Source organism: Mangrovibacter yixingensis (genome assembly GCF_020523985.1).
In the GTDB taxonomy this organism is placed as follows: Bacteria; Pseudomonadota; Gammaproteobacteria; order Enterobacterales; family Enterobacteriaceae; genus Mangrovibacter; species Mangrovibacter yixingensis.
Map to the genome: position 1 here is coordinate 1 of NZ_JAIVKM010000017.1, position 23,091 is coordinate 23,091.

The 23,091-nt window shown below is 50.8% G+C and carries 19 protein-coding genes and 1 tRNA gene; 11 read left to right on the forward strand and 9 right to left on the reverse strand.

Going from position 1 to position 23,091, the window contains the following annotated elements:
* Positions 1–378: 378 nt before the first annotated feature.
* The 4 genes from LC084_RS22940 to LC084_RS22955 all read left to right on the forward strand — a co-directional run bounded on the left by LC084_RS22940 (position 379) and on the right by LC084_RS22955 (position 3,285).
* Complete coding sequence (locus LC084_RS22940) at positions 379–1,113, forward strand: glycoprotein 3 (RefSeq protein WP_226574564.1); 735 nt, start codon at positions 379–381, stop codon at positions 1,111–1,113.
* Positions 1,110–1,355, forward strand: a complete 246-nt coding sequence (locus LC084_RS22945) for an ogr/Delta-like zinc finger family protein (RefSeq protein ID WP_226574566.1) — start codon at positions 1,110–1,112, stop codon at positions 1,353–1,355. Before LC084_RS22940 ends, LC084_RS22945 begins: the two co-directional genes overlap by 4 nt.
* 15 nt (positions 1,356–1,370) lie before the next feature.
* Complete coding sequence (locus tag LC084_RS22950; RefSeq protein ID WP_226574569.1) at positions 1,371–1,946, forward strand: phage polarity suppression protein; 576 nt, start codon at positions 1,371–1,373, stop codon at positions 1,944–1,946.
* 475 nt (positions 1,947–2,421) lie between these two features.
* Positions 2,422–3,285, forward strand: a complete 864-nt coding sequence (locus tag LC084_RS22955) for an HNH endonuclease (protein ID WP_226574571.1) — start codon at positions 2,422–2,424, stop codon at positions 3,283–3,285.
* 12 nt (positions 3,286–3,297) lie between these two features.
* Here the strand turns inward: LC084_RS22955 and LC084_RS22960 are convergent, their stop codons facing one another.
* The 3 genes from LC084_RS22960 to LC084_RS22970 form a co-directional block, all read right to left on the reverse strand.
* Positions 3,298–4,761 carry a hypothetical protein gene (locus tag LC084_RS22960; RefSeq protein WP_226574573.1) on the reverse strand — a complete coding sequence of 488 codons (1,464 nt, stop codon included), beginning with the start codon at positions 4,759–4,761 and terminating at the stop codon, positions 3,298–3,300.
* 148 nt (positions 4,762–4,909) lie between these two features.
* A complete protein-coding gene (locus tag LC084_RS22965) occupies positions 4,910–6,166 on the reverse strand; it encodes a tyrosine-type recombinase/integrase (protein ID WP_226574575.1) in 1,257 nt (418 codons plus the stop codon).
* Between the two features lie 164 nt (positions 6,167–6,330).
* Positions 6,331–6,415 (reverse strand) — tRNA-Leu (locus tag LC084_RS22970).
* 294 nt (positions 6,416–6,709) lie between these two features.
* Here LC084_RS22970 and ahr point away from each other — a divergent pair.
* Positions 6,710–7,729 (forward strand): NADPH-dependent aldehyde reductase Ahr, encoded by a 1,020-nt coding sequence (gene ahr, locus LC084_RS22975; RefSeq protein ID WP_226574577.1) that lies wholly within the window; start codon positions 6,710–6,712, stop codon positions 7,727–7,729.
* 84 nt (positions 7,730–7,813) lie between these two features.
* Here ahr and LC084_RS22980 read toward each other — a convergent pair whose 3' ends face one another.
* The 3 genes from LC084_RS22980 to lptF form a co-directional block, all read right to left on the reverse strand.
* The gene (locus LC084_RS22980) at positions 7,814–8,074 is read right to left on the reverse strand and encodes a glycogen synthesis protein GlgS (protein ID WP_226574578.1); all 261 of its coding nucleotides are present in this window, start codon (positions 8,072–8,074) and stop codon (positions 7,814–7,816) included.
* A gap of 225 nt (positions 8,075–8,299) precedes the next feature.
* Positions 8,300–9,382: an LPS export ABC transporter permease LptG gene (lptG, locus tag LC084_RS22985; protein ID WP_226574581.1), complete on the reverse strand. Its 1,083-nt coding sequence runs from the start codon at positions 9,380–9,382 to the stop codon at positions 8,300–8,302.
* Positions 9,382–10,482: an LPS export ABC transporter permease LptF gene (gene lptF / locus LC084_RS22990; RefSeq protein WP_226574583.1), complete on the reverse strand. Its 1,101-nt coding sequence runs from the start codon at positions 10,480–10,482 to the stop codon at positions 9,382–9,384. Before lptF ends, lptG begins: the two co-directional genes overlap by 1 nt.
* A gap of 274 nt (positions 10,483–10,756) precedes the next feature.
* Between lptF and pepA the strand changes: the two genes are divergently transcribed.
* The 3 genes from pepA (at position 10,757) to LC084_RS23005 (ending at position 15,846) form a co-directional block, all read left to right on the forward strand.
* On the forward strand, positions 10,757–12,268 hold the full coding sequence (gene pepA / locus LC084_RS22995) for a leucyl aminopeptidase (protein ID WP_036106840.1): 1,512 nt from the start codon (positions 10,757–10,759) through the stop codon (positions 12,266–12,268).
* A 258-nt stretch (positions 12,269–12,526) separates the two neighbouring features.
* Positions 12,527–12,985 carry a DNA polymerase III subunit chi gene (locus LC084_RS23000; protein ID WP_226574598.1) on the forward strand — a complete coding sequence of 153 codons (459 nt, stop codon included), beginning with the start codon at positions 12,527–12,529 and terminating at the stop codon, positions 12,983–12,985.
* A gap of 5 nt (positions 12,986–12,990) precedes the next feature.
* Complete coding sequence (locus tag LC084_RS23005) at positions 12,991–15,846, forward strand: valine--tRNA ligase (RefSeq protein WP_226574585.1); 2,856 nt, start codon at positions 12,991–12,993, stop codon at positions 15,844–15,846.
* Positions 15,847–17,471: 1,625 nt separating this feature from the next.
* Here LC084_RS23005 and argF read toward each other — a convergent pair.
* Complete coding sequence (gene argF / locus LC084_RS23010) at positions 17,472–18,479, reverse strand: ornithine carbamoyltransferase (protein ID WP_226574586.1); 1,008 nt, start codon at positions 18,477–18,479, stop codon at positions 17,472–17,474.
* Positions 18,449–18,562 (reverse strand): putative translational regulatory protein ArgL, encoded by a 114-nt coding sequence (argL, locus tag LC084_RS23400; protein WP_404808963.1) that lies wholly within the window; start codon positions 18,560–18,562, stop codon positions 18,449–18,451. Before argL ends, argF begins: the two co-directional genes overlap by 31 nt.
* Before the next feature lie 81 nt (positions 18,563–18,643).
* Between argL and rraB the strand changes: the two genes are divergently transcribed.
* Both rraB and miaE read left to right on the forward strand, forming a co-directional pair.
* Positions 18,644–19,069, forward strand: coding sequence for a ribonuclease E inhibitor RraB (rraB, locus tag LC084_RS23020; protein WP_226574590.1), 426 nt, complete (start codon positions 18,644–18,646; stop codon positions 19,067–19,069).
* A 51-nt stretch (positions 19,070–19,120) separates the two neighbouring features.
* Positions 19,121–19,888 carry a tRNA isopentenyl-2-thiomethyl-A-37 hydroxylase MiaE gene (gene miaE / locus LC084_RS23025; protein ID WP_226574592.1) on the forward strand — a complete coding sequence of 256 codons (768 nt, stop codon included), beginning with the start codon at positions 19,121–19,123 and terminating at the stop codon, positions 19,886–19,888.
* Positions 19,889–19,895: 7 nt separating this feature from the next.
* Here the strand turns inward: miaE and LC084_RS23030 are convergent, their stop codons facing one another.
* Positions 19,896–20,390: a GNAT family N-acetyltransferase gene (locus tag LC084_RS23030; protein WP_226574594.1), complete on the reverse strand. Its 495-nt coding sequence runs from the start codon at positions 20,388–20,390 to the stop codon at positions 19,896–19,898.
* Positions 20,391–20,599: 209 nt separating this feature from the next.
* Between LC084_RS23030 and LC084_RS23035 the strand changes: the two genes are divergently transcribed.
* Positions 20,600–21,796 carry a YjgN family protein gene (locus LC084_RS23035; RefSeq protein WP_226574596.1) on the forward strand — a complete coding sequence of 399 codons (1,197 nt, stop codon included), beginning with the start codon at positions 20,600–20,602 and terminating at the stop codon, positions 21,794–21,796.
* Positions 21,797–23,091: the final 1,295 nt, after the last annotated feature.

The following is a 23,091-nucleotide window of genomic DNA, read 5'->3' on the forward strand; positions in this document are numbered from 1 at the left end:
GTTATTGTTGGCAAACTGATGGCCCATTCCTGATTACTTTTATTTATATATTTTAATTTTTTAATCGATAAAAAGCCTAAGAAAATAACCGACAGAAAAAACAGGGGGGGGTGAACAGTAGTGAACACTGAGTGAACACTTATTTCCCAACTGTTCACCTCTTATCTTACTGTATTACTTATCTTTTTATTCAGAGTGAACAGTAGTGAACAGTTTTTATTATAAAAATAACCAGTGATAAGGGTTTCCTGCGACCTTTTCCTGGCAAGCCGGGTTTTGAGGTCTGTCTGTGTCATTTTTGCCACAACGGCAATGTGTCGTGTTGTTGTGTGTGGCACGGCAGAATCTCCTCATCTTGAAACACTGAGGAGCCCGAACATGACCAAACCCCGTATGCCTGATTACCTGAAACCGGCACTGACACAACTGGACAGCGCCAGAGTCGCCCATCTTGAAAACGCCCGCCGGATGGATGAAATCACCACCGCCATCAGCCGGGCAGCAGAGCAGAAAACCGCGCTGGAGCAGGAAAACGACGGTGACACCGGTGCATGGCGCAGTGCCTTTCGTGCCGGTGGTGCCATCCTGACCGATGAACTGAAACAGCGGCATATTGAGCAGGTGACACGCCGGACGCTGGCGCAGGAATGCGAGAACCTTTCGGAAGTGCTGGCATTTGAGCGCGACCACCTGCGGGCAGCCTGCGACGGCACGGCCAGAGCGTGGCGGCAGGCACATCACCATGTCCTGAGTCAGTACGCAGAACATGAACTGGATGCCGCATTACGCGAAACCTGCGGGGCGCTTGTCCGGGCGATGAAATTAAGCGTACTGGTACGGGAAAATCCCCTTGCCAACACCACCGGCCATCAGGGCTATACCGAACCGGAACAGGCGGTGATGCAGCAGGTGAAAAACTGGCTTGAGCGGTCAGTTAAAAACTGCAATATCCGCCTGACAGATGAACCTGTCCTGTACAAAACCGGGCTGTCGGCGGCCACACTGCCGCATATGGAACACGGTGTGGCGGCCACGCCCGTTCAGCGTCAGGTCTGGCAGGCGAAAATGCGCCAGCGTGAGTCTGACCTGAAAGCGCGGGGGTTACTGTCATGATGTGCTGCCCGTTCTGCCGTCAGGCCGCCCATGTGCGAACCAGCCGCTACATGTCGGAAAACGTCAAGGAGCGTTATCACCAGTGCCAGAATCTGGAGTGCTCGGCCACCTTCAAAACCCATGAATCCATTTTTGAAGTGATTCGCTCACCGGTGGTGGAAGAAAAGCCCGTACCGGTGCCGCCAGCACCCACAGCCACCGGCAGGGTAAAAGGCTGTTACCGCTCACCGTTCCGCCACTGACCAGGAGAAAACCCGGTGACCACCATCACATTGCAGCAGGCCGCAGAGGCCTGCCAGACCAACAAAGCCGCCTGGCTGAACCGTAAATCAGAGCTGGCCGCGGCAGAACAGGAATACCGCGAACAGCTTCTGGCCCTTGATGACCCCATTCCGGCCAGAATGCAGGAACTGCGCGACATCACTGACATCAAAAAATGGGAAGTGAATCAGGCCGCCGGTCGCTATATCCGCTCACATGAAGAAGTGCAGCGCATCAGCATCCGCACCGGGCTGAATGACTTCATGCAGCAGAACGGCGCAGCACTGGCCGCCATTCTTGCCCCGGAACTGATGCACCTGAGCGGCCAGCCTGAAATGGTACGCAAGCGCGCCCTCGACCGTTCATCAGAATACCTGCGTGAAGCCCTGTCGGTGTGGCTGGCCGGAGGGCATGACATTACTTATTCAGAACGGGACAACGAGATTTTAACGGCCGCCGGATACCGGCCGGAAGCACCTTCCCGCGATGACAGCCGGGAGCAATTTACCCCCGCACAGAACATGATTTACACCCGCCGACGTGCCGACATGGCCGCGCAGTCACCTGCGTAAAAAACCGCGAAAATCCCGCATTTTTCCCCAAAAAAAGCCATGCATGCATAAGGTGCATGGCTTTGCATGCGTTTTATGACTACCTTTAATGCTGTTCCCGCCAGTGCTGGCAGGGGCTGAGGCCGCTAATGCAGATGCATTAAAACCGCCCCGGAAAGCGGGCAGGCGAGGCGGGGAAAGCATTGCGCGCTGGAGTAATAGTTAATTATTTATTTTCTCCTGTGTTTGTCGTTGCGCCGTTCAAATTCGTGGGAATGCTGGATAGAGATGGTGTGATTTGAGTGGGTTAGCGGGCTTCTAAGGAGTTCAGGGCAGATAGAAAGAAAATCTGCCCGGAGATGACGAAAATCCGTCATTCTTAGTATCAAATACCTACTTCAGATTTAATACATACATCCGTAGACAAATATCCATCCAGAAGTATATCCTCAAAAATGTTCTAAAATGTTCCCCCCAAAAATACAAGGATTTATTAATGCAATTTTACTTCCATGAAGTTGGTATAAAAGGAGCAGAAAGTGCGTTCCCCAGAACAGTTTATAACAAAATAAATACGGAGATTATTGCTAATTTCACAAACAATCCAGAATATACCCAAAAAATATTAAACGAGGAATTCAGTGATGGATTTTGCAACGTATGGGGCGTGCCCAAAGGAGCCGCAAGCATAATAAAAAAAATTCAAATTGGTGATATTGTATTACTTGTCAGGACAAGAGCCAAGGAAGGAGACATCCCCATATTATGTAAAATAAAATTTATATTAAGTGAATCGTCGCCTGAGTTGTCAAAATCATTATGGGGTGACGAGCATTTTCCTTTAATATTCTTATTTGAATCCGAAGTAATTAGCTACACATGGAAAGAGCTAGTGAGTGATTTAGGATACAGTCATAAATTCCGCCCAAATGGTAGCATTTATAGAGTTACGGAAGAAAGGCTAAATATTCACAATGGTGCATATGGATATCTACATAAAATCAGAAGATCAATTTATAGCAATGATTTGAAAAGTGAAGTTTTATTTACGGAAGGGCTACAACAAAGAAAGGAAATTTCTTTTTTCTCTAGAAATCCACGACTTGTATCGTTAGCAAAAGAAATACATGGGTATCGCTGCCATGTTTGTAACTTTGATTTTGAAGAGTATTACGGCGATATAGGAAAAGAATTCATAGAATGTCACCACTTGAATCCACTATCTGAAAGTAACTCAGAAGAAATGATTCAAACCCATCTAAAAGATGTAATTACTGTTTGCTCAAATTGTCATAAAATGATCCATAAAAGAACCCCTCCTTTCAGCATTGAAGAATTAAAGTATAGAATTAAAAAATAACCCCGCAAGGGGTTATTTTACATTCGAAGCCGATACTTTATTAGGTCTGGCATCAATTAAAACCAGTTCCTTGCTTTCTTTAACCCCTAATTCTTTAAACACTTTAATTAACCTAGAGAGTTCTGCATCATTAAAATACAAAATCACCTTTATGGATTTTTTAGTTTCATTTGCTGACTCGTAGACTTTAACCTGATTTGCTAGATTCTGCTTTAGCTTAGAGTTACTGGCTAATTTAAACTCGACTAACGTTTTATCTTTCGAGCCTCGAGATATTTTGTAGTCCACTGGCCCTCTACCATTATCAACTTCGCTGTTTACATCTGAAATGCTAGCAAACCATGTCAATCTAAACATTAACTGTAAATCAGCTTCTCGTTTAACAGGGACACCATTCAAGTAGAAAACTTTATATCCGTTGTTATTTTCAATTACTTGTTTAAGATATCTAACGCGTTTATAAGTTTCTTCGAATGTATCATCCTTTGCATGAAAGAAGTCCTCATTCCTTTCAAAAATCATATTAACTAAAAGCTGCACAGCTTCAACATATCTACGTTCAGTTTCACTTACCTTTGCATCGCTCTCACGATTAGCCCCACTTGGGTTCTGTTCTTTATAACGGATATAATAATCTATGAAGCTAGGGTAGTTCTTTATTGTTAAATCCGCGGCCAACTCCCTTTCTTTTTTCTTTGCCTCATCAGGCAAACATCTATTAAAGTAATCTGATAACTGACCACGTAATTGATCATTAGATATACTATCACATATATCTCTAAAATCCTCTATCATTTCATTTCTATTAATCCAAGTTTCGTCTTTTGTAAGTATATCTCTTGGCGTCAAAAGAACATAATCTCCATCATATGTTGGTAGTGTGAATTTCTTTGATGACCAACTTCGGGTTTCATAGTTGAATTCAACCTTCGGCACCATGTGCTCTGAGAGATATTTTTTATCTATATTATTCCTGGCAAAATCTTCAGTGTACTTTAATAAAAAAGATTTAATTAAGTTGGTGGTAAAATCACTTACACTATCCTTACCAACACCTTCCTTGATTAAGCACAATTTCTCAAGGTGACTACCTTTCGTTATTTCTTCTTTGCCAAAATTTTGCAATATACTAGAAAATGAATTATTTAATGATTTTGCAAAATCAATACCTAACCCACTACCACCGTTACCAACAATGCTATAACCTAACCAGTTCTGCTTTACCTCAGGGAATAAAAACCAACTTTTAATTAATCCGCCATTCAACTCGCCGTGTTGAGACCGGTCTCGTAAAAAAGAAACATACTTTATTATACCTTGGTGCAACTCCTTATATCTTTCATTATTAAACAACAAAAATGGATCTATAAATAACGGAAGGTCATTAATTAATGAAATATTGAAGGCACCATAGTCTTTTATTGTTTCCGGTTCAACATTAAAAAAATCTGAGAAATATATTCTTAATTTAGGCATGGTAACTTCCTTAAAAGATCAGTCTATCCAGTAAGGAAATTCCATTACCACATTACGCTTCATTCCGCTAACATTTCAAACTGAGTATGAGAGCTAACTTACAAAAATGTGATGATTACATAACACCCCACATAATTGCACTCGTAAACTAATTCGACTTAGCATAATCATAAGGTGCAACATATATTTCTTTGTTCGCATTTAAGTAATCAGCCCACCACTGCACCATTAACCTACGCTCATCCAAATGCTCAGAGGTATGGATATAAGCTGCACGCACATTGTTACGCTCTGAATGGCTCAACTGCCGTTCTATCGCATCATCACTCCATAACCCTGACTCACCCAACGCACCACGCGCCATCGTTCTAAAGCCATGCCCGCAAACTTCGGTTTTCGTGTCATAGCCCATTGTTCGCAGGGCACTGTTAACCGTGTTCTCACTCATGACTTTCGCAGCATCATGATCACCGGGGAAAAGCAGCGCTTTATCACCACTGATTTGCTTAAGCTGTTCCAATAACACCATAGCTTGTCGGCTAAGCGGAACGATATGTTCCTCTTTCATCTTCATGCCACGGTGAGAGTAACGCACACCTTTAATTTCTTCCCGCTTTGCCGGTATGCGCCAGATTGCTTTTTCAAAGTCGAACTCCTCCCACCTTGCAAAACGTAACTCGCTGGAGCGAACAAAAGTGAGTAAAGACAGTTCTACGGCAATCCGGGTCATCATCCGGCCACGGTATGCAGCAAGACGAGCGAGAAATTCTGGGAAGCGGCTGGAAGGTAAAGCCGGGTAGTGTCGCGCTTTGGTTGTTGATAACGCACCGGCCATATCACTGGCCGGGTTTGAGTCGATGTAATCGTTCTGTACGGCATAACGCATTATGGCCGTGACGCGCTGTTGCAGGCGCTGGGCAACGTCATGTTTACCGCTGGCATCAACTTTTTTAATCGGAGCTAACAGGTGGCTGGTTTTGAGCTGACGAATATCGGACGAACCGATATAAGGGAAAATATAAAGCTCAAGATAGCGCAGAACACGCGAGCGATGGTCTTCACTCCAGCGCTTGTTACTTGCATGCCATTCACGGGCAATGGTTTCGAAAGCATATGCCCCCGAATTTTCGGCCTGAGCTTCTTTCTGTTCAGCTTTTGGGTCAATCCCCTGCCCTAACAGCTTTTTGGCTTCATCACGTTTTGCTCTTGCCTCAGCAAGCGTAACCGTCGGCCAGACACCAAATGCCAGGCGATCCTCTTTTTTGTCGGAAGGGCGTCTGTATTTCATGCGCCAGTATTTGGAACCTTTCGCAGAAACCTCAAGATACAACCCACCGCCATCGGCCATTTTGTAGGTTTTGTCTTTAGGCTTTGCGGTCTCTACCTGTCTGGCGTTGAGCTTCATTTTGGGGGCACATTTCTAATCGAAGTTAAGATGCCCCCAATTATGCCCCCAGTGCCCCCTGGATTTCAACGGACTGTCCCGGACGATGCTGGACGTGAAAATTGCTGTAAGCGTTGATTTTAAAGGGTTTAGTGGACTTTCTCGGATGGTCTTGGAAGAAGTCTTGGTGCCGAAGGCCGGACTCGAACCGGCACGTATTTCTACGGTTGATTTTGAATCAACTGCGTCTACCGATTTCGCCACTTCGGCACAGAAGGGGATGCGGAAAACGTGAAGGATTATACCTGTTCCCATTCATGGCGCAAGGCTTATCCCCACGTCTTGCTACCGTATGCTGAAAAAACCGCCAACCCAATCATTACCTTACCGTGCAGGCCCCCCACAACCGCCCCCACCACTATCAGATTCCAGGTGCTGGTTTTTCCTGCCCACTTCCGCCAGCATATCTTGTTACATCAAACGCTTGCCGCTCTGGTTAACAGCCGGGTTGCGTGCGGTAAGATGTTCTACACTTCAAGTCAGTCCTCAAATCAGGAAACCAACATGACAATCATTAAAAGCTATGCTGCACCGCAGGCTGGTGCACAACTGGAACTGTATGAGTTCGATGCCGGGGAGCTTGCCGCGGAAGATGTCGAAGTGGACGTAGAATATTGTGGTATTTGCCACTCTGACTTGTCGATGATCGATAACGAATGGGGCATGTCCAGCTACCCACTGGTTGCCGGGCACGAAGTTATTGGCCGGGTCAGTGCGCTGGGTAGCGCAGCACAGGATAAAGGCCTGAAAGTGGGCCAACGCGTGGGTATCGGCTGGACAGCGCGCAGTTGCGGCCACTGCGATGCCTGCATCAGTGGCAACCAGGTGAACTGCCAGCAAGGCAGTGTGCCCACCATTTTGAATAAAGGCGGTTTTGCCAACAAAATCCGTGCAGACTGGCAGTGGACAATCCCGTTGCCGGAATCCATGGATGTCGCGGCGGCGGGCCCGTTGTTGTGCGGTGGTATTACAGTATTTAAACCGCTGCTGATGCACCATATCACCGCCAACAGCCGTGTGGGCGTGATTGGGATTGGTGGCCTGGGGCACATTGCGATTAAACTGCTGCGTGCCATGGGTTGTGAAGTTACCGCATTCAGTTCCAACCCGTCTAAAGAGCAGGAAGTGCTGAAAATGGGTGCCGATAAAGTGGTGAACAGCCGCGATCCACAGGCACTTACCGCACTGGCAGGCCAGTTTGATTTAATCATCAACACCGTGAATGTGGATCTGGACTGGCAGCCCTACTTCCAGGCGCTGGCCTGGGGCGGGAACTTCCATACTGTTGGCGCGGTAATGAAGCCGTTCCCGGTGCAGGCGTTCACTCTGATTGCCGGTGACCGCAGTGTCTCAGGTTCTGCCACCGGTTCGCCGTTTGAGCTGCGCCAGTTAATGAAACTGGCCGCCAGGGCGCATGTTTCCCCGCAAACCGAGCTGTTCCCAATGTCGAAAATTAACGATGCACTGCAACATGTGCGGGACGGCAAGGCCCGTTACCGCGTGGTGTTACAGGCCGATTTCTGATAACGGCTGATTGGGAATAAATAACGGCCAGGCACGCACTGTGCACTGGCCGTTTTTCAGTTGCTGCTTGCTCACTTGCCACTTTCAGGCACTTTCTTCTTCCAGTTTACTACTTCCCTGAACCGTGCGGCTTTGTTGTGCCGCCAGTTTCTTTTCCTGTTCCCGTGCGCACTGCGCCTGTTCGCAGTAACGCTGAAACCGTTCACAAAACCATACTCGCTGGGCATCCGTCATATTGCCGGTGATCGCTTCCATATCCACCTTAAGCCCTTGTGCCCGCATGCGGGCAAAACTGCGTGCCAGAAAATCAAAATTCTTTAACGCCATCAGTTCTGCTTCACCCATGCTGCTCCTCCATCTTCCGTTAATGTTGCTGGTAAGCTTTCCTGCTTTAAGTATTGACCTCATCGGCTTTTCCGCATGGTCAAAAGATGCGCACGGCAGCAGCTAAACCAGCCTGGGGTCACATTTTGGGGGAAAATACGGGGGAATCTCTTTGGGGCGAAAACCCAACAAAAAACCCGCTACACAGAGCGGGTTTTGCTGAACATCACAATGACCAAACAGCAGCTAACTGCGTTTAACCAGCAACCACAGGCTGATTAGCAGGAAGGATGCACTGGGCAGGAGTGCGCCCATAATTGGTGGAATGTGGTACACCAGGCTCAGCGGGCCAAAAATCTGGTCCAGCACATAGAACACAAAGCCACAACTGATACCGGTTACCACGCGCACACCCATTGGCACACTACGCAGCGGGCCGAAAATAAACGACAACGCCATCAGCATCATTACCGCCACAGACACCGGCTGGAATACTTTGCTCCACATATTGAGCTGGTATTTGCTTGGGTCCTGCCCGCTGGATTTCAGGTACTTCACGTAGTTATACAAGCCGCTAATCGACAAGGCCTGTGGGTCCAGCGCTACCACACCCAGTTTGTCTGGGGTGAGTGTGGTTTTCCAGGTGCCGTTCACTTTTTGCGAGCCGGTAATCTGCGTGGGGCTGGATAAGTCAGATTCATCAATCTGCGAAAGTTTCCACACTTTTGCGTCTTTATCAAACTTCGCCGAAGCCGCGTTTTCAACTGAAAGCAGGCGGCGTTCTTTGTTGAAGCGATAAATGCTGATGTTTTCCAGTTCGTTGTTGCCTTTTACCCGCTGGATAAACACAAAACTGTTACCGTCTTTCGCCCACAAACCTTGCTGAGTGGAAAGCAGCGAACCGCCGTACATCATTTGCGCCCGGTAGTTACGCGCCATTTGCTCGCCCTGCGGGGCAACCCACTCGCCAATCGCCATGGTTAACAACACCAGGGGGATGGCAGTTTTCATTACCGAAGCAGCCACCTGCATGCGGGTAAAACCAGAAGCCTGCATCACCACCAGTTCGCTGCGTTGTGCCAGCATACCCAACCCTAACAACGCGCCAAGCAGCGCTGCCATGGGGAAGAAAATCTGGATGTCTTTAGGAATGCTGAGAACGGTATACAGCCCGGCACCGGCAGCGGTGTAACCGCCCTCACCGGCTTTTTTCAACTGATCGACGAACTTGATAATGCCGGAAAGCGACACCAGCATAAACAGTGTCATCATAATGGTGTTGAAGATGGTCTTGCCAATATAGCGGTCAAGAACGCCAAACCCTGCCATCAGACCGCTCCTTTCTTAACAAACTGCGCGCGCAGTTTACGCATGGGCACGGTATCCCACAGGTTCAGGCCCACGGCCAGCGCCAGGTACAGTGCATTGACAATCCACATCCACATGGCTGGGTCAATCTTGCCTTTCGAACCATTAGAACGAATAGAGGTTTGCAGCAAGAAGAACACCAGGTAAAGCAGCATGGCAGGTAGCATGGATAATACCCGGCCCTGGCGTGGGTTAACCGCACTGAGCGGCACCACCATCAGCGCCATAATCGCCACCGCCAACACCAGGGTAATACGCCAGTGCAGCTCAGCTCGGGCTGAAGGTGTATCTGTGTTCCACAAAGTGCGCATATCCATTTGGTCGGTGTCGTTCGGGTCCAGCGCCACAGCCTGGTGGCCAATAATCGCTTTGTAGTCCTGGAAATCCGTAATCCGGAAATCACGCAGCAACGCCGTGCCTTCAAAACGTGTGCCTTTGTTCAGTGTGACCACCTGGGAGCCATCTGGCCGCTGCGCCAGTTTGCCGGAATCCGCCACAACAACAGATGGCCGGGCATTGCCTTTCGGGCGCAACTGCGCAAGGAACACATCGTGGAATTTGCTACCGTCCACGCCTTCAATAAACAGCACCGAGTTGCCATCGGAAGACTGCTGGAACTGCCCGGCAGCCAGCGCCGCCATACCGGGGTTGGCTTTTGCTTCTGCCAGCACTTCATCCTGGTGGCGTGATGACCAGGGCCCGGCCCACATTACGTTCACCGCCGCAACAGCACCGGTCAGTAACATTAATACGCCTGCGGCCTTAACCAGCACTGATTTACTCAGCCCGCATGCATGCATTACCGTTATTTCACTTTCGGAATACAGCTTGCCGAAGGTCATTAACAGGCCCAGGAAAAGACTGAGAGGCAATATTAATTGCGCCATTTCAGGCACGCCCAAACCTAATAAGGAGAGCACTAAATTCGTGGGGATTTCACCGTCAACCGCTGCGCCCAGTATCCTGACCAGCTTCTGACAGAAGAAGATAAGTAACAGGATGAACAGAATCGCCAATTGGCTTTTGAGTGTCTCCCGTACAAGATATCTTATGATTATCACATTAAATACGCCTGTGAAAACGAGTCTTTTTGCAGGAAAATTGCTTGTTTCATCGCTTATACGTCATTTATTCTCTTGAGTCGTCGAAAACACCGCTAAGATTAAATAATCTATCGGCTTCAGGTTTCACGGCCTGATAAGTGACGAGCGGAAACCAGTAAAACGTCCGTTAAGATTAACACGAAGTCACCGCAACAGCGGAGTGCGAGTTACGAAAGTTTTCAATTCTATCCGTACAAGCCGCTGTTGTCTTTAAGATTCAGGAGCGTAGTGCATGGAGTTCAGTGTAAAAAGCGGCAGCCCGGAGAAACAGCGGAGCGCCTGTATCGTCGTGGGTGTATTCGAACCGCGCCGCCTGTCCCCAATCGCAGAACAACTCGATAAAATCAGCGACGGTTATATCAGCGCATTGTTACGGCGCGGTGAACTGGAAGGGAAGCCTGGGCAAACATTATTACTGCATCACGTCCCGAATGTGCTTTCTGAGCGCATCCTGCTGATTGGCTGTGGTAAAGAGCGTGAGCTGGATGAGCGCCAGTACAAACAGGTGATTCAGAAAACCATTAACACCCTGAACGATACGGGTTCGATGGAAGCCGTCTGTTTTCTGACTGAGCTGCACGTGAAAAGCCGCAGTACGTACTGGAAAGTGCGTCAGGCTGTCGAGACCGCAAAAGAAACCCTTTACAGTTTCGACCAGTTAAAAACCAACAAAACCGAGCCACGTCGCCCGCTGCGCAAAATGGTGTTTAACGTGCCAACCCGCCGGGAACTCACCAGTGGCGAGCGTGCAATCCAGCATGGTCTGGCTATTGCAGCAGGGATTAAAGCCGCTAAAGACCTGGGGAACATGCCGCCGAATATCTGTAATGCGGCTTACCTGGCGTCTCAGGCGCGCCAACTGGCAGATGCCTACAGTAAAAATGTAGTCACCCGAGTGATTGGCGAGCAACAAATGAAAGAGCTGGGGATGAATTCCTACCTGGCTGTCGGCCAGGGTTCCCAGAACGAATCCCTGATGTCGGTTATTGAATACAAAGGCGACCCGTCTGCCGATGCCCGCCCGGTGGTTCTGGTGGGTAAAGGCCTGACGTTTGACTCCGGCGGTATTTCCATTAAACCTGCCGAAGGCATGGACGAAATGAAGTACGACATGTGCGGCGCGGCGTCTGTTTACGGTGTAATGCGCATGGTGGCGGAGCTGCAACTGCCCATCAACGTGATTGGTGTGCTGGCAGGTTGTGAAAACATGCCTGGCGGGCGTGCTTACCGCCCAGGCGATGTGCTCACCACTATGTCTGGCCAAACAGTTGAAGTGCTGAATACCGATGCCGAAGGCCGCCTGGTGCTGTGCGATGTACTGACCTACGTTGAACGCTTCGAACCGGATGTCGTGGTAGATATCGCCACACTCACCGGGGCATGTGTGATTGCGCTTGGCCACCATCTTACCGGGCTGATGTCTAACCATAACCCGCTGGCTCACGAGCTGCTTGGGGCGTCTGAGCAATCCGGCGACCGCGCGTGGCGCTTGCCAATGGGCGATGAGTACCAGGACCAGCTGGATTCCAATTTTGCCGATATGGCAAACATTGGTGGCCGCCCTGGTGGGGCAATTACCGCTGCCTGCTTCTTGTCGCGCTTTGCCCGTAAATACAACTGGGCGCACCTGGACATTGCCGGTACTGCCTGGCGTTCCGGGAAAGCGAAAGGGGCCACTGGCCGCCCGGTGGCGATGCTGGCGCAGTTCCTGCTCAACCGTGCGGGCCTTGGTAACGAAGAGTAACCTCCGTCCCCTGCTTCACCGCAGGGGCGAGTGTTTTACGGGGAAGGCCTGCCAGGTGCGGGCTTACCCGTGCACAACAGGCCCCCATCGTGGTATGCTTGCGGACCGCCTGGCGGCGTATGCGCCCGCATTCGCCCCGGCTCGCTTGCCAACAGGCTGGCACCGCCTTGAAGGCGCCATACTCACCCCCGGGAAAACCGGTGCTCAAACCAGGAGCTCGGCGTGAGTGAACTGTCACCGACACAACACCCGGAAATCATGAAAAACGCAACGTTCTATCTTCTGGATAACGATACCCCGGCAGGCCCGCTAAGCGCCGTCGAAGCGCTGGTGTGCGAGCTGGCGGCAGAACGTTGGCGGGAAGGCAAGCGTGTGCTGGTTGCCTGTGAAGACGAACAACAGGCTATCCGGTTAGATGAAGCGCTATGGCAGCGCGAACCCCACCGTTTTGTGCCCCATAACCTGGCTGGTGAAGGCCCGCGTTTTGGCGCGCCGGTAGAGCTTGCCTGGCCGCAACGCCGTGGCAACGCCCCCCGAGATATTCTTATCAGCCTGCTGCCTGGGTTCGCAGATTTTGCCACCGCTTTCCATGAAGTGATAGACTTCGTTCCTTACGAAGAATCCCAGAAACAACTGGCGCGTGAACGCTACAAAGCGTATCGCACGGCTGGTTTCCACTTGACCACGGCCACCCCCTCGGTGCCCGGAACGACATAGCAGAAATGGAAAAGACATATAACCCACAAGATATCGAACAGCCGCTTTACGAGCACTGGGAACAGCAGGGCTACTTTAAACCCAATGGCGATAACAGCCAGGAAAGCTTCTGCATCATGATCCCACCGCCGAATGTCACCGGCAGTTTGCATATGGGTCACGCCTTCCAGCAGACCATCATGGACACCATGATCCGCTACCAGCGCATGCAGGGTAAAAACACGCTGTGGCAGGTGGGGACCGACCACGCCGGTATCGCCACGCAGATGGTGGTCGAGCGCAAAATTGCTGCCGAAGAAGGGAAAACCCGCCACGATTATGGCCGCGATGCCTTTATCGATAAAATTTGGCAGTGGAAAGCAGAATCTGGCGGCACCATTACCCGCCAGATGCGCCGCCTGGGTAACTCGGTAGACTGGGAGCGCGAGCGCTTCACCATGGACGATGGCTTGTCCAACGCGGTGAAAGAAGTGTTTGTCCGCCTGTATAAAGAAGATTTGATTTATCGTGGTAAGCGCCTGGTCAACTGGGACCCGAAACTGCGTACCGCGATTTCCGACCTGGAAGTGGAAAACCGCGAGTCTAAAGGCTCTATGTGGCATATCCGCTACCCGCTGGCCGATGGTGCGAAAACCGCAGACGGTAAAGATTACCTGGTTGTTGCCACCACCCGCCCGGAAACACTGCTGGGCGATACCGGTGTTGCGGTAAACCCGGAAGACCCGCGTTATAAAGACCTGATCGGCAAATATGTTGTGCTGCCGCTGGTTAACCGCCGTATTCCGGTAGTGGGCGATGAACACGCCGATATGGAAAAAGGCACCGGTTGCGTGAAAATCACCCCGGCGCACGATTTCAATGACTACGAAGTCGGTAAACGTCACCAGTTGCCGATGATCAACATTCTGACCTTTGACGGCGATATCCGTGAAAGTGCTCAGGTGTTCGATACCAATGGTGTTGAATCCACCGTTTACAGCAGCGATATTCCGGCTGAATACCAAAAACTGGAGCGCTTCGCTGCACGTAAAGCCATTGTGGCCGCAATTGATGCCGCAGGCCTGCTGGTTGAAATCAAACCTCACGACCTGACCGTGCCTTACGGCGACCGTGGCGGTGTGGTTATTGAACCAATGCTGACTGACCAGTGGTATGTGCGTGTTGCTCCGCTGGCGGAACCGGCGATTGAAGCCGTCGAAAACGGCGATATCCAGTTCGTTCCGAAACAATACGAAAACATGTATTTCTCCTGGATGCGCGACATTCAGGACTGGTGTATTTCCCGCCAGTTGTGGTGGGGCCACCGTATTCCGGCATGGTACGACGCACAGGGTAATGTGTATGTTGGCCGCACCGAAGACGAAGTGCGCCAGGAAAACAATATCCCTGCAGACATCGCCCTGAACCAGGACGAAGACGTGCTGGATACCTGGTTCTCCTCTGCACTGTGGACGTTCTCCACCCTGGGTTGGCCGGAAAATACCGAAGCACTGAAAGCGTTCCACCCATCCACCGTGATGGTGAGCGGCTTCGATATCATCTTCTTCTGGATTGCGCGCATGATCATGATGACCATGCACTTCATTAAAGATGAAGACGGTAAATCGCAGGTGCCGTTCCACACTGTATACATGACCGGGCTTATCCGTGATGACGAAGGGCAGAAAATGTCCAAGTCCAAAGGTAACGTGATTGACCCGCTGGATATGGTGGACGGTATTTCGCTGGAAGCCTTGCTGGAAAAACGCACCGGCAACATGATGCAGCCGCAACTGGCAGAAAAAATCCGCAAGCGCACCGAGAAACAGTTCCCGAACGGTATTGAACCGCACGGCACCGATGCACTGCGTTTCACCCTGGCTGCACTGGCTTCTACTGGCCGTGATATCAACTGGGATATGAAGCGCCTGGAAGGTTACCGTAACTTCTGTAATAAGCTGTGGAACGCCAGCCGCTTTGTGCTGATGAACACCGAAGAGCAGGATTGCGGCTTTAACGGTGGCGAGAAAGTGCTGTCACTGGCAGACCGCTGGATCCTGGCGGAATTCAACCAAACGGTGAAAGCCTACCGCGAAGCGCTGGATAACTACCGTTTCGATATCGCCGCCAATATTCTGTATGAGTTCACCTGGAACCAGTTCTGTGACTGGTACCTGGAACTGACCAAGCCGGTAATGAACGGTGGCAGCGAAGCCGAATTGCGCGGTACCCGTAATACGCTGGTTACCGTACTGGAAGCGCTGCTGCGCCTGGCACACCCGATTATTCCGTTTATTACGGAAACTATCTGGCAGCGTGTGAAAGTGCTGAAAGGCATCACTGCCGATACCATTATGCTGCAGCCGATCCCGGCTTTTGACAGCACACTGGTTGATGAAGCAGCTCTGGCCGATACCGAGTGGCTGAAACAGGCAATCACCGCCGTGCGTAACATCCGTGCAGAAATGAACATTGCACCGGGTAAACCGCTGGAAGTGCTGCTGCGTAACGCCAGCGAAGCTGTGGTTGCCCGTGTAAATGCTAACCGCAACTTCCTGCAAACGCTGGCGCGCCTGGAAAGCATTACTGTGCTGCCAGCCGATGATAAAGGCCCGGTTTCCGTGACCAAAATTATCGACGGCGCAGAGCTGCTGATCCCAATGGCTGGCCTTATCGATAAAGCCGCTGAGCTGGATCGTCTGGCAAAAGAAGTGGCGAAAATCGACGGTGAAATTGCCCGTATTGAGAGCAAGCTTTCTAACGAAGGCTTTGTTGCCCGCGCACCAGAAGCCGTAGTTGCCAAAGAGCGTGAAAAACTGACCGGTTACGCTGAATCAAAAGCGAAACTGATTGAGCAACAGGCTGTTATCGCCGCGCTGTAAGCTGCTATGCAACAAGACACCAACCGGGGCCCTGCCCCGGTTTTTTATGCCTGTGGTTTGTGTTTTGAGCCAGGGGAAGGAAGATGTACCGGGTACGGAATCCATAGTCACACCAAGCAAGGTAACGGAATTTTCACCACACCGGCATCCGGTCCAGCGAATGTAACCCGAACCATATTCTGCCAGCACAGAGCAAATTGCGCGCCGTGTCAGCCACACAGGTTTCACTCACCAACAGCGCCCGGCGCACGCAGGGGGCCCGGCCCCCCTGCACCCCCGTTGGTGGCTGGCAAAATCGCCGCTTCGCGGACATTCGGCTTACCCCGGCAGGCTTTTCGGGTACCGCTCCGAGTCGGCTTCCTGCCTCCCGTCGCTCTGCCTGCATCCCTGCAGGCAGCCCCGGCCCGCCAGGCACGCCTCAACGATTTCGAGGCCACTAACCCCCGCGCCTGTAAGCCTTAAGCAAAACACAAAGATAATATACCGAATGCCTTACTCACAGCCACACCAGACAACACAAGCATTCCCGCACCTGCAGCGCTGGCTGAGTCGCGTAAAACCGGTGAACCGCAGAAAGGAAGACAAGGTTATTCCGCCCGGACGGCGGAATAAGGCGAAACGAGGCAGGACGCCGAGTCGAGCCGGCCGCAGGCTGACTGCCCGGAGGTGAACGCAGTGCGCAGCACCGGTTGCCCGCGGAAAACCGGATTGTTAAGGGGCGGGCCCCTTAACACGTTCACCGGCAGTGAAACCACATTAACCACATCACTTGAAGTGAACGGAACTCTCACCACACTGGCATCAGTGCAAAGTAAACGGAATTTTCACCGAACCGGCATCAGTTCAAAGTGAACGTACCGCAGCCACACCAGACAACACAAGCCCTCCAGCACCTGCAGCGCTGGCTGGGTCGCGTAAGACCGGTGAACCGCAGAAAGGAAGACAAGGTTATTCCGCCCGGACGGCGGAATAAGGCGAAACGAGGCAGGACGCCGAGTCGAGCCGGCCGCAGGCTGACTACCCGGAGGTGAACGCAGTGCGCAGCACCGGTTGCCCGCGAAAACCGGATTGTTAAGGGGCGGGCCCCTTAACACGTTCACCGGCTGTGAAGCCACATGAACCACATCACTTGAAGTGAACGGAACTCTCACCACACTGGCATCAGTGCAAAGTAAACGGAATTTTCACCGAACCGGCATCAGTTCAAAGTGAACGTACCGCAGCCACACCAGATAACACAAGCCCTCCAGCACCTGCAGCGCTGGCTGAGTCGCGTAAAACCGGTGAACCGCAGAAAGGAAGACAAGGTTATTCCGCCAGGACGGCGGAATAAGGCGAAACGAGGCATGGACGCCGAGTCGAGCCGGCCGCAGGCTGACTGCCCGGAGGTGAACGCAGTGCGCAGCACCGGTTGCCCGCGAAAAACCGGATTGTTAAGGGGCGGGCCCCTTAACACGTTCACCGTCTGTGAAGCCACATTAGCTTCATCACTTCAAGTGAACGGAATTTTCACCGTACTGACATCAAGTGAACGAAACTCTCACCAAACCGTCATCAGTACAAAGTGATCGAAACAGTTACTGCACAGCTGTCAGGTTCAGTGAACAAGCTCCCCCATCTACCAACTACAAATCCGCCAGCGTCGCCACCATCACCGCTTTAATGGTATGCATCCGGTTTTCCGCCTGATCAAACACAATACTATTTGCAGACTCAAACACCTCATCCGTCACTTCCATGCCGCCCACCAGGCCATATTCCTCAGCCATCTGCTTACCTGTTGTGGTCTGGTCATCATGAAAAGCAGGCAGGCAGTGCAGGAATTTCACATCTGGATTTCCGCTCAGCGCCAGCATCTGTGAGTTCACTTGGTAAGATCTTAACAGCGCGATACGTTCAGCCCACTTATCTTTGGCTTCGCCCATAGACAACCACACATCGGTATAAATGAAGTCGGCACCTTTTACACCACTGGAAATATCCTCAGTCAGGGTGATATTACCGCCGTTGGCTTTTGCCAGTGCCAGGCACTCTGTTACCAGTTGTTCATCCGGCCAGCAGGCTTTTGGAGCCACCAGACGCAGGTCCAGGCCAGTTAATGCTGCGGCTTCCAGCATGGAGTTCCCCATGTTATTACGGGCATCTCCGGCATACACCAAAGTCATCTGGTTAAATGCTTTATCAGGCAGGTGCTCCTGCATGGTGAGTAAATCTGCCATTAACTGAGTGGGATGGAATTCATTCGTCAGGCCATTCCACACAGGCACTCCTGCATATTGGGCCAGCGTTTCGACAATTTCCTGTCCGTGCCCACGGTATTGAATGCCATCGTACATCCGCCCCAGAACCCGGGCGGTATCTTTAATGGATTCTTTATGGCCAATCTGGCTACCACTTGGGCCAATCCAGGTTACGCGGGCCCCCTGGTCGTAAGCGGCAACTTCGAAAGAGCACCGGGTGCGCGTGGAGTCTTTTTCGAAGATGAGCGCGATGTTTTTCCCCTGCAGGTGCTGTGCTTCTGTGCCGTTTTTCTTGTCGTGTTTTAATTTAGCGGCCAGAGCCAGTAGCTCGTGTAATTGGCTGGGTGTGAAGTCGAGCAATTTCAGAAAGTGTTTCTTATAGAACCAGGACATTTTTGCCTCTCATGGTCAAAACCACTAGTTGAATTAAAATTCACTTTATATGTATGAATATTCATTTTCAACCCCGAAGGCATAAATCTTTGCACATGAGTGTGGAGGCAAGGCCCCGCCTGTGGGAGAATAGCGCCGTATGCCAACTTACGGAGGGCTCTCTTATGGCAAACCCTGAACTGCTGGACGAACAACGCGAAGAAACGCGTTTGGTTATTGAAGAATTACTTGAAGATGGCAGCGACCCGGATGCGCTGTACACCATTGAACACCACCTGTCCGCAGATGACTTTGAGAGTCTGGAGAAAGTGGCTGTGGAAGCCTTTAAGCTGGGTTATGAAGTAACCGACCCGGAAGAACTGGAACTGGATGGCGGAGAAGTGGTTATTTGCTGCGATGCCATCAGTGAATGTGCGTTAAACGCTGAGATTATTGACACTCAGGTTGAGCAGTTAATGGACCTGGCCGAAAAATTCGAAGTGGAGTATGACGGCTGGGGAACTTACTACGAAGACCCGAATGGTGAAGACGGCGGCGATGACGACGATGATGATTATGTGGATGAAGACGACGACGGCGTCCGCCACTAATTCATGATAACGCGGCGGGGTAACCCGCCGTATTAAGCCTGGAACCGTTAGATGACTTACCCCGAAATTCTTGCCCCTGTATTACAATTTCTCCACTGCACCACACCCGAAGCCTGGTTACACGAGGCCCGCAAGCCAGAGAATTTACCTTTACTGCTGACAGACCACATGGTGTGTGAACTGAAAGCCGCACAAACAGCCATGCTGATGATTCGCAAATATGTAGCCGACCCTGAAACTGCAGCAATGCTGCTTGAATGGCTGCAGCCCTACGAAGCATTTACCTTTCGCGAAGGCCCGGAACCCGATTTTATTGCGCTGCATAAACAAATCAGTAAAAGTGCCATGCCACAAACCTGCGACCCGTGGGAACAGGAGCTTATTGGCCGCATGGTGCTGCTTATCAAAGAAGAATTACACCACTTCTGGCAAGTGAGGGAAGTTATGGCGGCGCGGAATATCCCTTATGTGAAAATAACGGCCAGCCGTTATGCCAAAGGGTTACTGCGTAGCATCCGCACACACGAGCCAGCGACGCTGGTAGATAAACTGATCTGTGGTGCCTATATAGAAGCGCGTTCCTGTGAGCGTTTTGCAGCACTGGCCCCCTTGCTGGACGCCGACCTACAAAAATTTTATCTCTCTTTACTGAGATCAGAAGCCCGCCATTATCAGGATTACCTGGCGCTTGCCCAGCAAATATCAGCGGATGATATTCAGGAGCGAGTACGGGAAATTGGTGAGGCGGAGGCTGTATTGATACAGTCAGGCGATACCGAGTTCCGTTTTCATAGTGGTGTCCCGGCCAACCTGGATTAATTAAGTATCACAGTGTTTTTAGCATGCGTACTTCGCAATCAACATGGCCTGTACAGCCCATGGACTGATCAATATGTTTAAACCCCAGGCGCTCATATAACCCTATAGCCTGGGTCAGTGAGCTTGTTGTTTCCAGGTAACACTGGCGGTAACCCCACTGTTGTGCAAACTCCAGTGCCTGAAGTGCCAGTTTTTTGGCCAACCCTTTGCCACGTGCAACAGGCAGAAAATACATTTTCTGTAATTCACAGGTATCACTGTCGCCACAGGCTAAAGGTGCCAGGCCTCCTCCTCCAACAATTTTCCCTTGATGTTCGACAACCCAGTACACATGGCCTGGCTGGCTGTAGAGTTGATACAGTGCATCCAGATTGGGGTCTGCAACGGTATAGCCTTTATCTGCTGTTAATCCATATTCAGCAGATACCTGGCGAATAACATTTGCAATAGCCGGGTTATCTTCTGCTGTTATTTCACGTGATATAAATTCTTCACCGCTCATTATTTTCTCTTAAGAATCGTCTGAATTATTTTGGCTATATATTTAATATTGCCCTGCTAATAACATTAGTTAGTACGAATAACAACCCCGTTAATCCAGGTATATTTATTTTTGTAAATACACTTTACAATAAAAAGGCCTGAATGCACACAGAGAAAATATATCTCATTAACTTATTGTTTTTATTCAAATTTTAACTAAGGATTGTTATGTCAGACGTAAATGACGGGATGGTAAACAGCCCCGTTCGTGCTATGTCCTTCAAAGGTACGGGTGGTGAATTTTTTGTTATCTGGCTGGTAAACGCTATTCTGACCATCATTACTCTTGGGTTGTTTCTCCCCTGGGCCTTTGTTCGTTCACGCCGTTATTTCTATGAAAATACAGAATTAGCCGGTAAAAATTTCGCCTATCACGCAACGGGTAAATCTATTCTGGGTGGCTGGTTGTGTCTCGCCGTGCTGTATGGCATTTTTTTAGTGAATATTGCCCATAATAATGCAGTGCTTTCACTGATTATGGTGCTGTTGTTTATACTTTTTTCACCCTGGTTAATCATGCAAGGTTTGCGTTACCAGGCAATGATGACCACGTTGAATGGTGTGCGTTTTAACTTCCGCACCAATCCGTTGCGCGCCTGGTGGGTGATGCTGGGGCAGCCATTGCTGCTCGCTTTGGCCATCGTGATTATTTCGAGCATCATTGTGAAGATTATGAGCTCGTCAATGAACGGCGGTATTATTATCGCTGGTTCTGTATTGGTGCTCGTTGTTTCAATGGTTGGCGTGGCCCTAATGCAAGGACTGTATATTTCACAGTGGGGCAAATTATTGATTAATAATTTGCAATACGGCAATGTGAAATTTGACGTGAGCCTTAAAACAAAAAAATGTACCGTTATTGTTCTGAAGGCGGTACTGTTATTTATTCCCTTTATGATTGTTTCCGGGTATTTAATTGTCGCTCCTATGTTGCGACTGATGATGTATACCGGTGCAGCGCAAGATGCAATTATGATGGCTGTAATGCAGTCGGCGGGTTCAGTCGTACTGGGTTATTTCATCTATATGCTGGGGATTTTGGTGTGCTATTGCTACGGCTACGTGGCGATACGTAACTATATCTATAGCCAGGCAAGCCTGCATAACGGAGCTATTCGCTTCCGTTCCACTGCGCGAGTCGGTGCGTTTGTGTGGCTGGTTGTTAGCAATCTGCTTGTTTGCAGCATTACTGCCTTTCTGGCTTACCCATGGGCGCGAGTCCGTGCGACACGTTATTTGCTGGAAAATACCCATGTAGAAGGGGATTTGGACCAGTTGCCAGAAGAAGATCACAATGACAAGCCTGCGGCTGACCCGGCGAATTTGCTGGCTCGTGGGTTGTCAGTGATGCAGTTTGTATTTTGATTAAAGGGGGCTTTGCCCCCTTTTTTGATCCTGGGTATTACGCGGGGTCTTGTCGGATTTGTGTGCCAGGTTGGTTTGGATGAGTGTTTTACAGGATTGTGGGGTGATGGGTTCTTTTACCAGATGTTAGTGTGGTGAGAGTTTCGTTCACTTTGCGCTGATGCTGGTTCGGTGAAAGTTCCGTTCACCTTGCGCTGATGCTGGTTCGGTGAAAGTTCCGTTCACCTTGCGCTGATGCTGGTTTGGTGAAAGTTCCGTTCACCTTGCGCTGATGCTGGTTCGGTGAAAGTTCCGTTCACCTTGTGCTGATGCTGGTTCGGTGAAAGTTCCGTTCACCTTGTGCTGATGCTGGTTCGGTGAAAGTTCCGTTCACCTTGTGCTGATGCTGGTTCGGTGAAAGTTCCGTTCACCTTGTGCTGATGCTGGTTCGGTGAGAGTTCCGTTCACCTGAAGTGATGTGGTTCATGTGGCTTCACAGACGGTGAACGTGTTAAGGGGCCCGCCCCTTAACAATCCGGTTTTTCGCGGGCAACCGGTGCTGCGCACTGCGTTCACCTCCGGGCAGTCAGCCTGCGGCCGGCTCGACTCGGCATCCATGCCTCGTTTCGCCTTATTCCGCCGTCCTGGCGGAATAACCTTGTCTTCCTTTCTGCGGTTCACCGGTTTTACGCGACTCAGCCCACGCTGCGGGTGCTGGAGGGCTTGTGTTGTCTGGTGTGGCTGTGAGTAAGCATTCGGTATGTTTTCTTTGTGTTTTGCTTAAGGCTTACAGGCGGTGGTGTTAGTGGCCTCGAAATCGTTGAGGCGTGCCTGGCGGGCCGGGGCTGCCTGCAGGACGCAGGCAGAGCGACGGGAGGCAGGAAGCCGACTCGGAGCGGTACCCGAAAAGCCTGCCGGGCTAAGCCGAATGTCCGCGAAGCGGCGATTTTGCCAGCCACCGACGGGGGTGCAGGGGGGCCGGGCCCCCTGCGTGCGCCGGGCGCGGGTGGTGAGAGAAACCTGTGTGGCTGACACGGCGCGCAACCGGCTCGGTACTGGCAGAATGTGGTTCGGGTTATATTCACTGAACCGGATGTCAGTGTGGTGAAAGTTCCGTTCACCTGAAGTGGTGTGCTCAATGTGGTTTCACAGACGGTGAACGTGTTAAGGGGCCCGCCCCTTAACAATCCGGTTTTCCGCGGGCAACCGGTGCTGCGCACTGCGTTCACCTCCGGGCAGTCAGCCTGCGGCCGGCTCGACTCGGCGTCCATGCCTCGTTTCGCCTTATTCCGCCGTCCTGGCGGAATAACCTTGTC

Bases quoted from the DNA above. Each gene is read 5' to 3' on its own strand.
- LC084_RS22940 (WP_226574564.1), top strand. From the start codon at position 379: ATGACCAAACCCCGTATGCCTGATTACCTGAAACCGGCACTGACACAA.
- LC084_RS22945 (WP_226574566.1), top strand. From the start codon at position 1,110: ATGATGTGCTGCCCGTTCTGCCGTCAGGCCGCCCATGTGCGAACCAGC.
- LC084_RS22955 (WP_226574571.1), top strand. From the start codon at position 2,422: ATGCAATTTTACTTCCATGAAGTTGGTATAAAAGGAGCAGAAAGTGCG.
- LC084_RS22960 (WP_226574573.1), bottom strand. From the start codon at position 4,761: ATGCCTAAATTAAGAATATATTTCTCAGATTTTTTTAATGTTGAACCG.
- LC084_RS22965 (WP_226574575.1), bottom strand. From the start codon at position 6,166: ATGAAGCTCAACGCCAGACAGGTAGAGACCGCAAAGCCTAAAGACAAA.
- ahr (WP_226574577.1), top strand. From the start codon at position 6,710: ATGACAATCATTAAAAGCTATGCTGCACCGCAGGCTGGTGCACAACTG.
- LC084_RS22980 (WP_226574578.1), bottom strand. From the start codon at position 8,074: ATGGGTGAAGCAGAACTGATGGCGTTAAAGAATTTTGATTTTCTGGCA.
- lptG (WP_226574581.1), bottom strand. From the start codon at position 9,382: ATGGCAGGGTTTGGCGTTCTTGACCGCTATATTGGCAAGACCATCTTC.
- pepA (WP_036106840.1), top strand. From the start codon at position 10,757: ATGGAGTTCAGTGTAAAAAGCGGCAGCCCGGAGAAACAGCGGAGCGCC.
- LC084_RS23000 (WP_226574598.1), top strand. From the start codon at position 12,527: ATGAAAAACGCAACGTTCTATCTTCTGGATAACGATACCCCGGCAGGC.
- LC084_RS23005 (WP_226574585.1), top strand. From the start codon at position 12,991: ATGGAAAAGACATATAACCCACAAGATATCGAACAGCCGCTTTACGAG.
- argF (WP_226574586.1), bottom strand. From the start codon at position 18,479: ATGTCCTGGTTCTATAAGAAACACTTTCTGAAATTGCTCGACTTCACA.
- argL (WP_404808963.1), bottom strand. From the start codon at position 18,562: ATGCCTTCGGGGTTGAAAATGAATATTCATACATATAAAGTGAATTTT.
- rraB (WP_226574590.1), top strand. From the start codon at position 18,644: ATGGCAAACCCTGAACTGCTGGACGAACAACGCGAAGAAACGCGTTTG.
- miaE (WP_226574592.1), top strand. From the start codon at position 19,121: ATGACTTACCCCGAAATTCTTGCCCCTGTATTACAATTTCTCCACTGC.
- LC084_RS23030 (WP_226574594.1), bottom strand. From the start codon at position 20,390: ATGAGCGGTGAAGAATTTATATCACGTGAAATAACAGCAGAAGATAAC.
- LC084_RS23035 (WP_226574596.1), top strand. From the start codon at position 20,600: ATGTCAGACGTAAATGACGGGATGGTAAACAGCCCCGTTCGTGCTATG.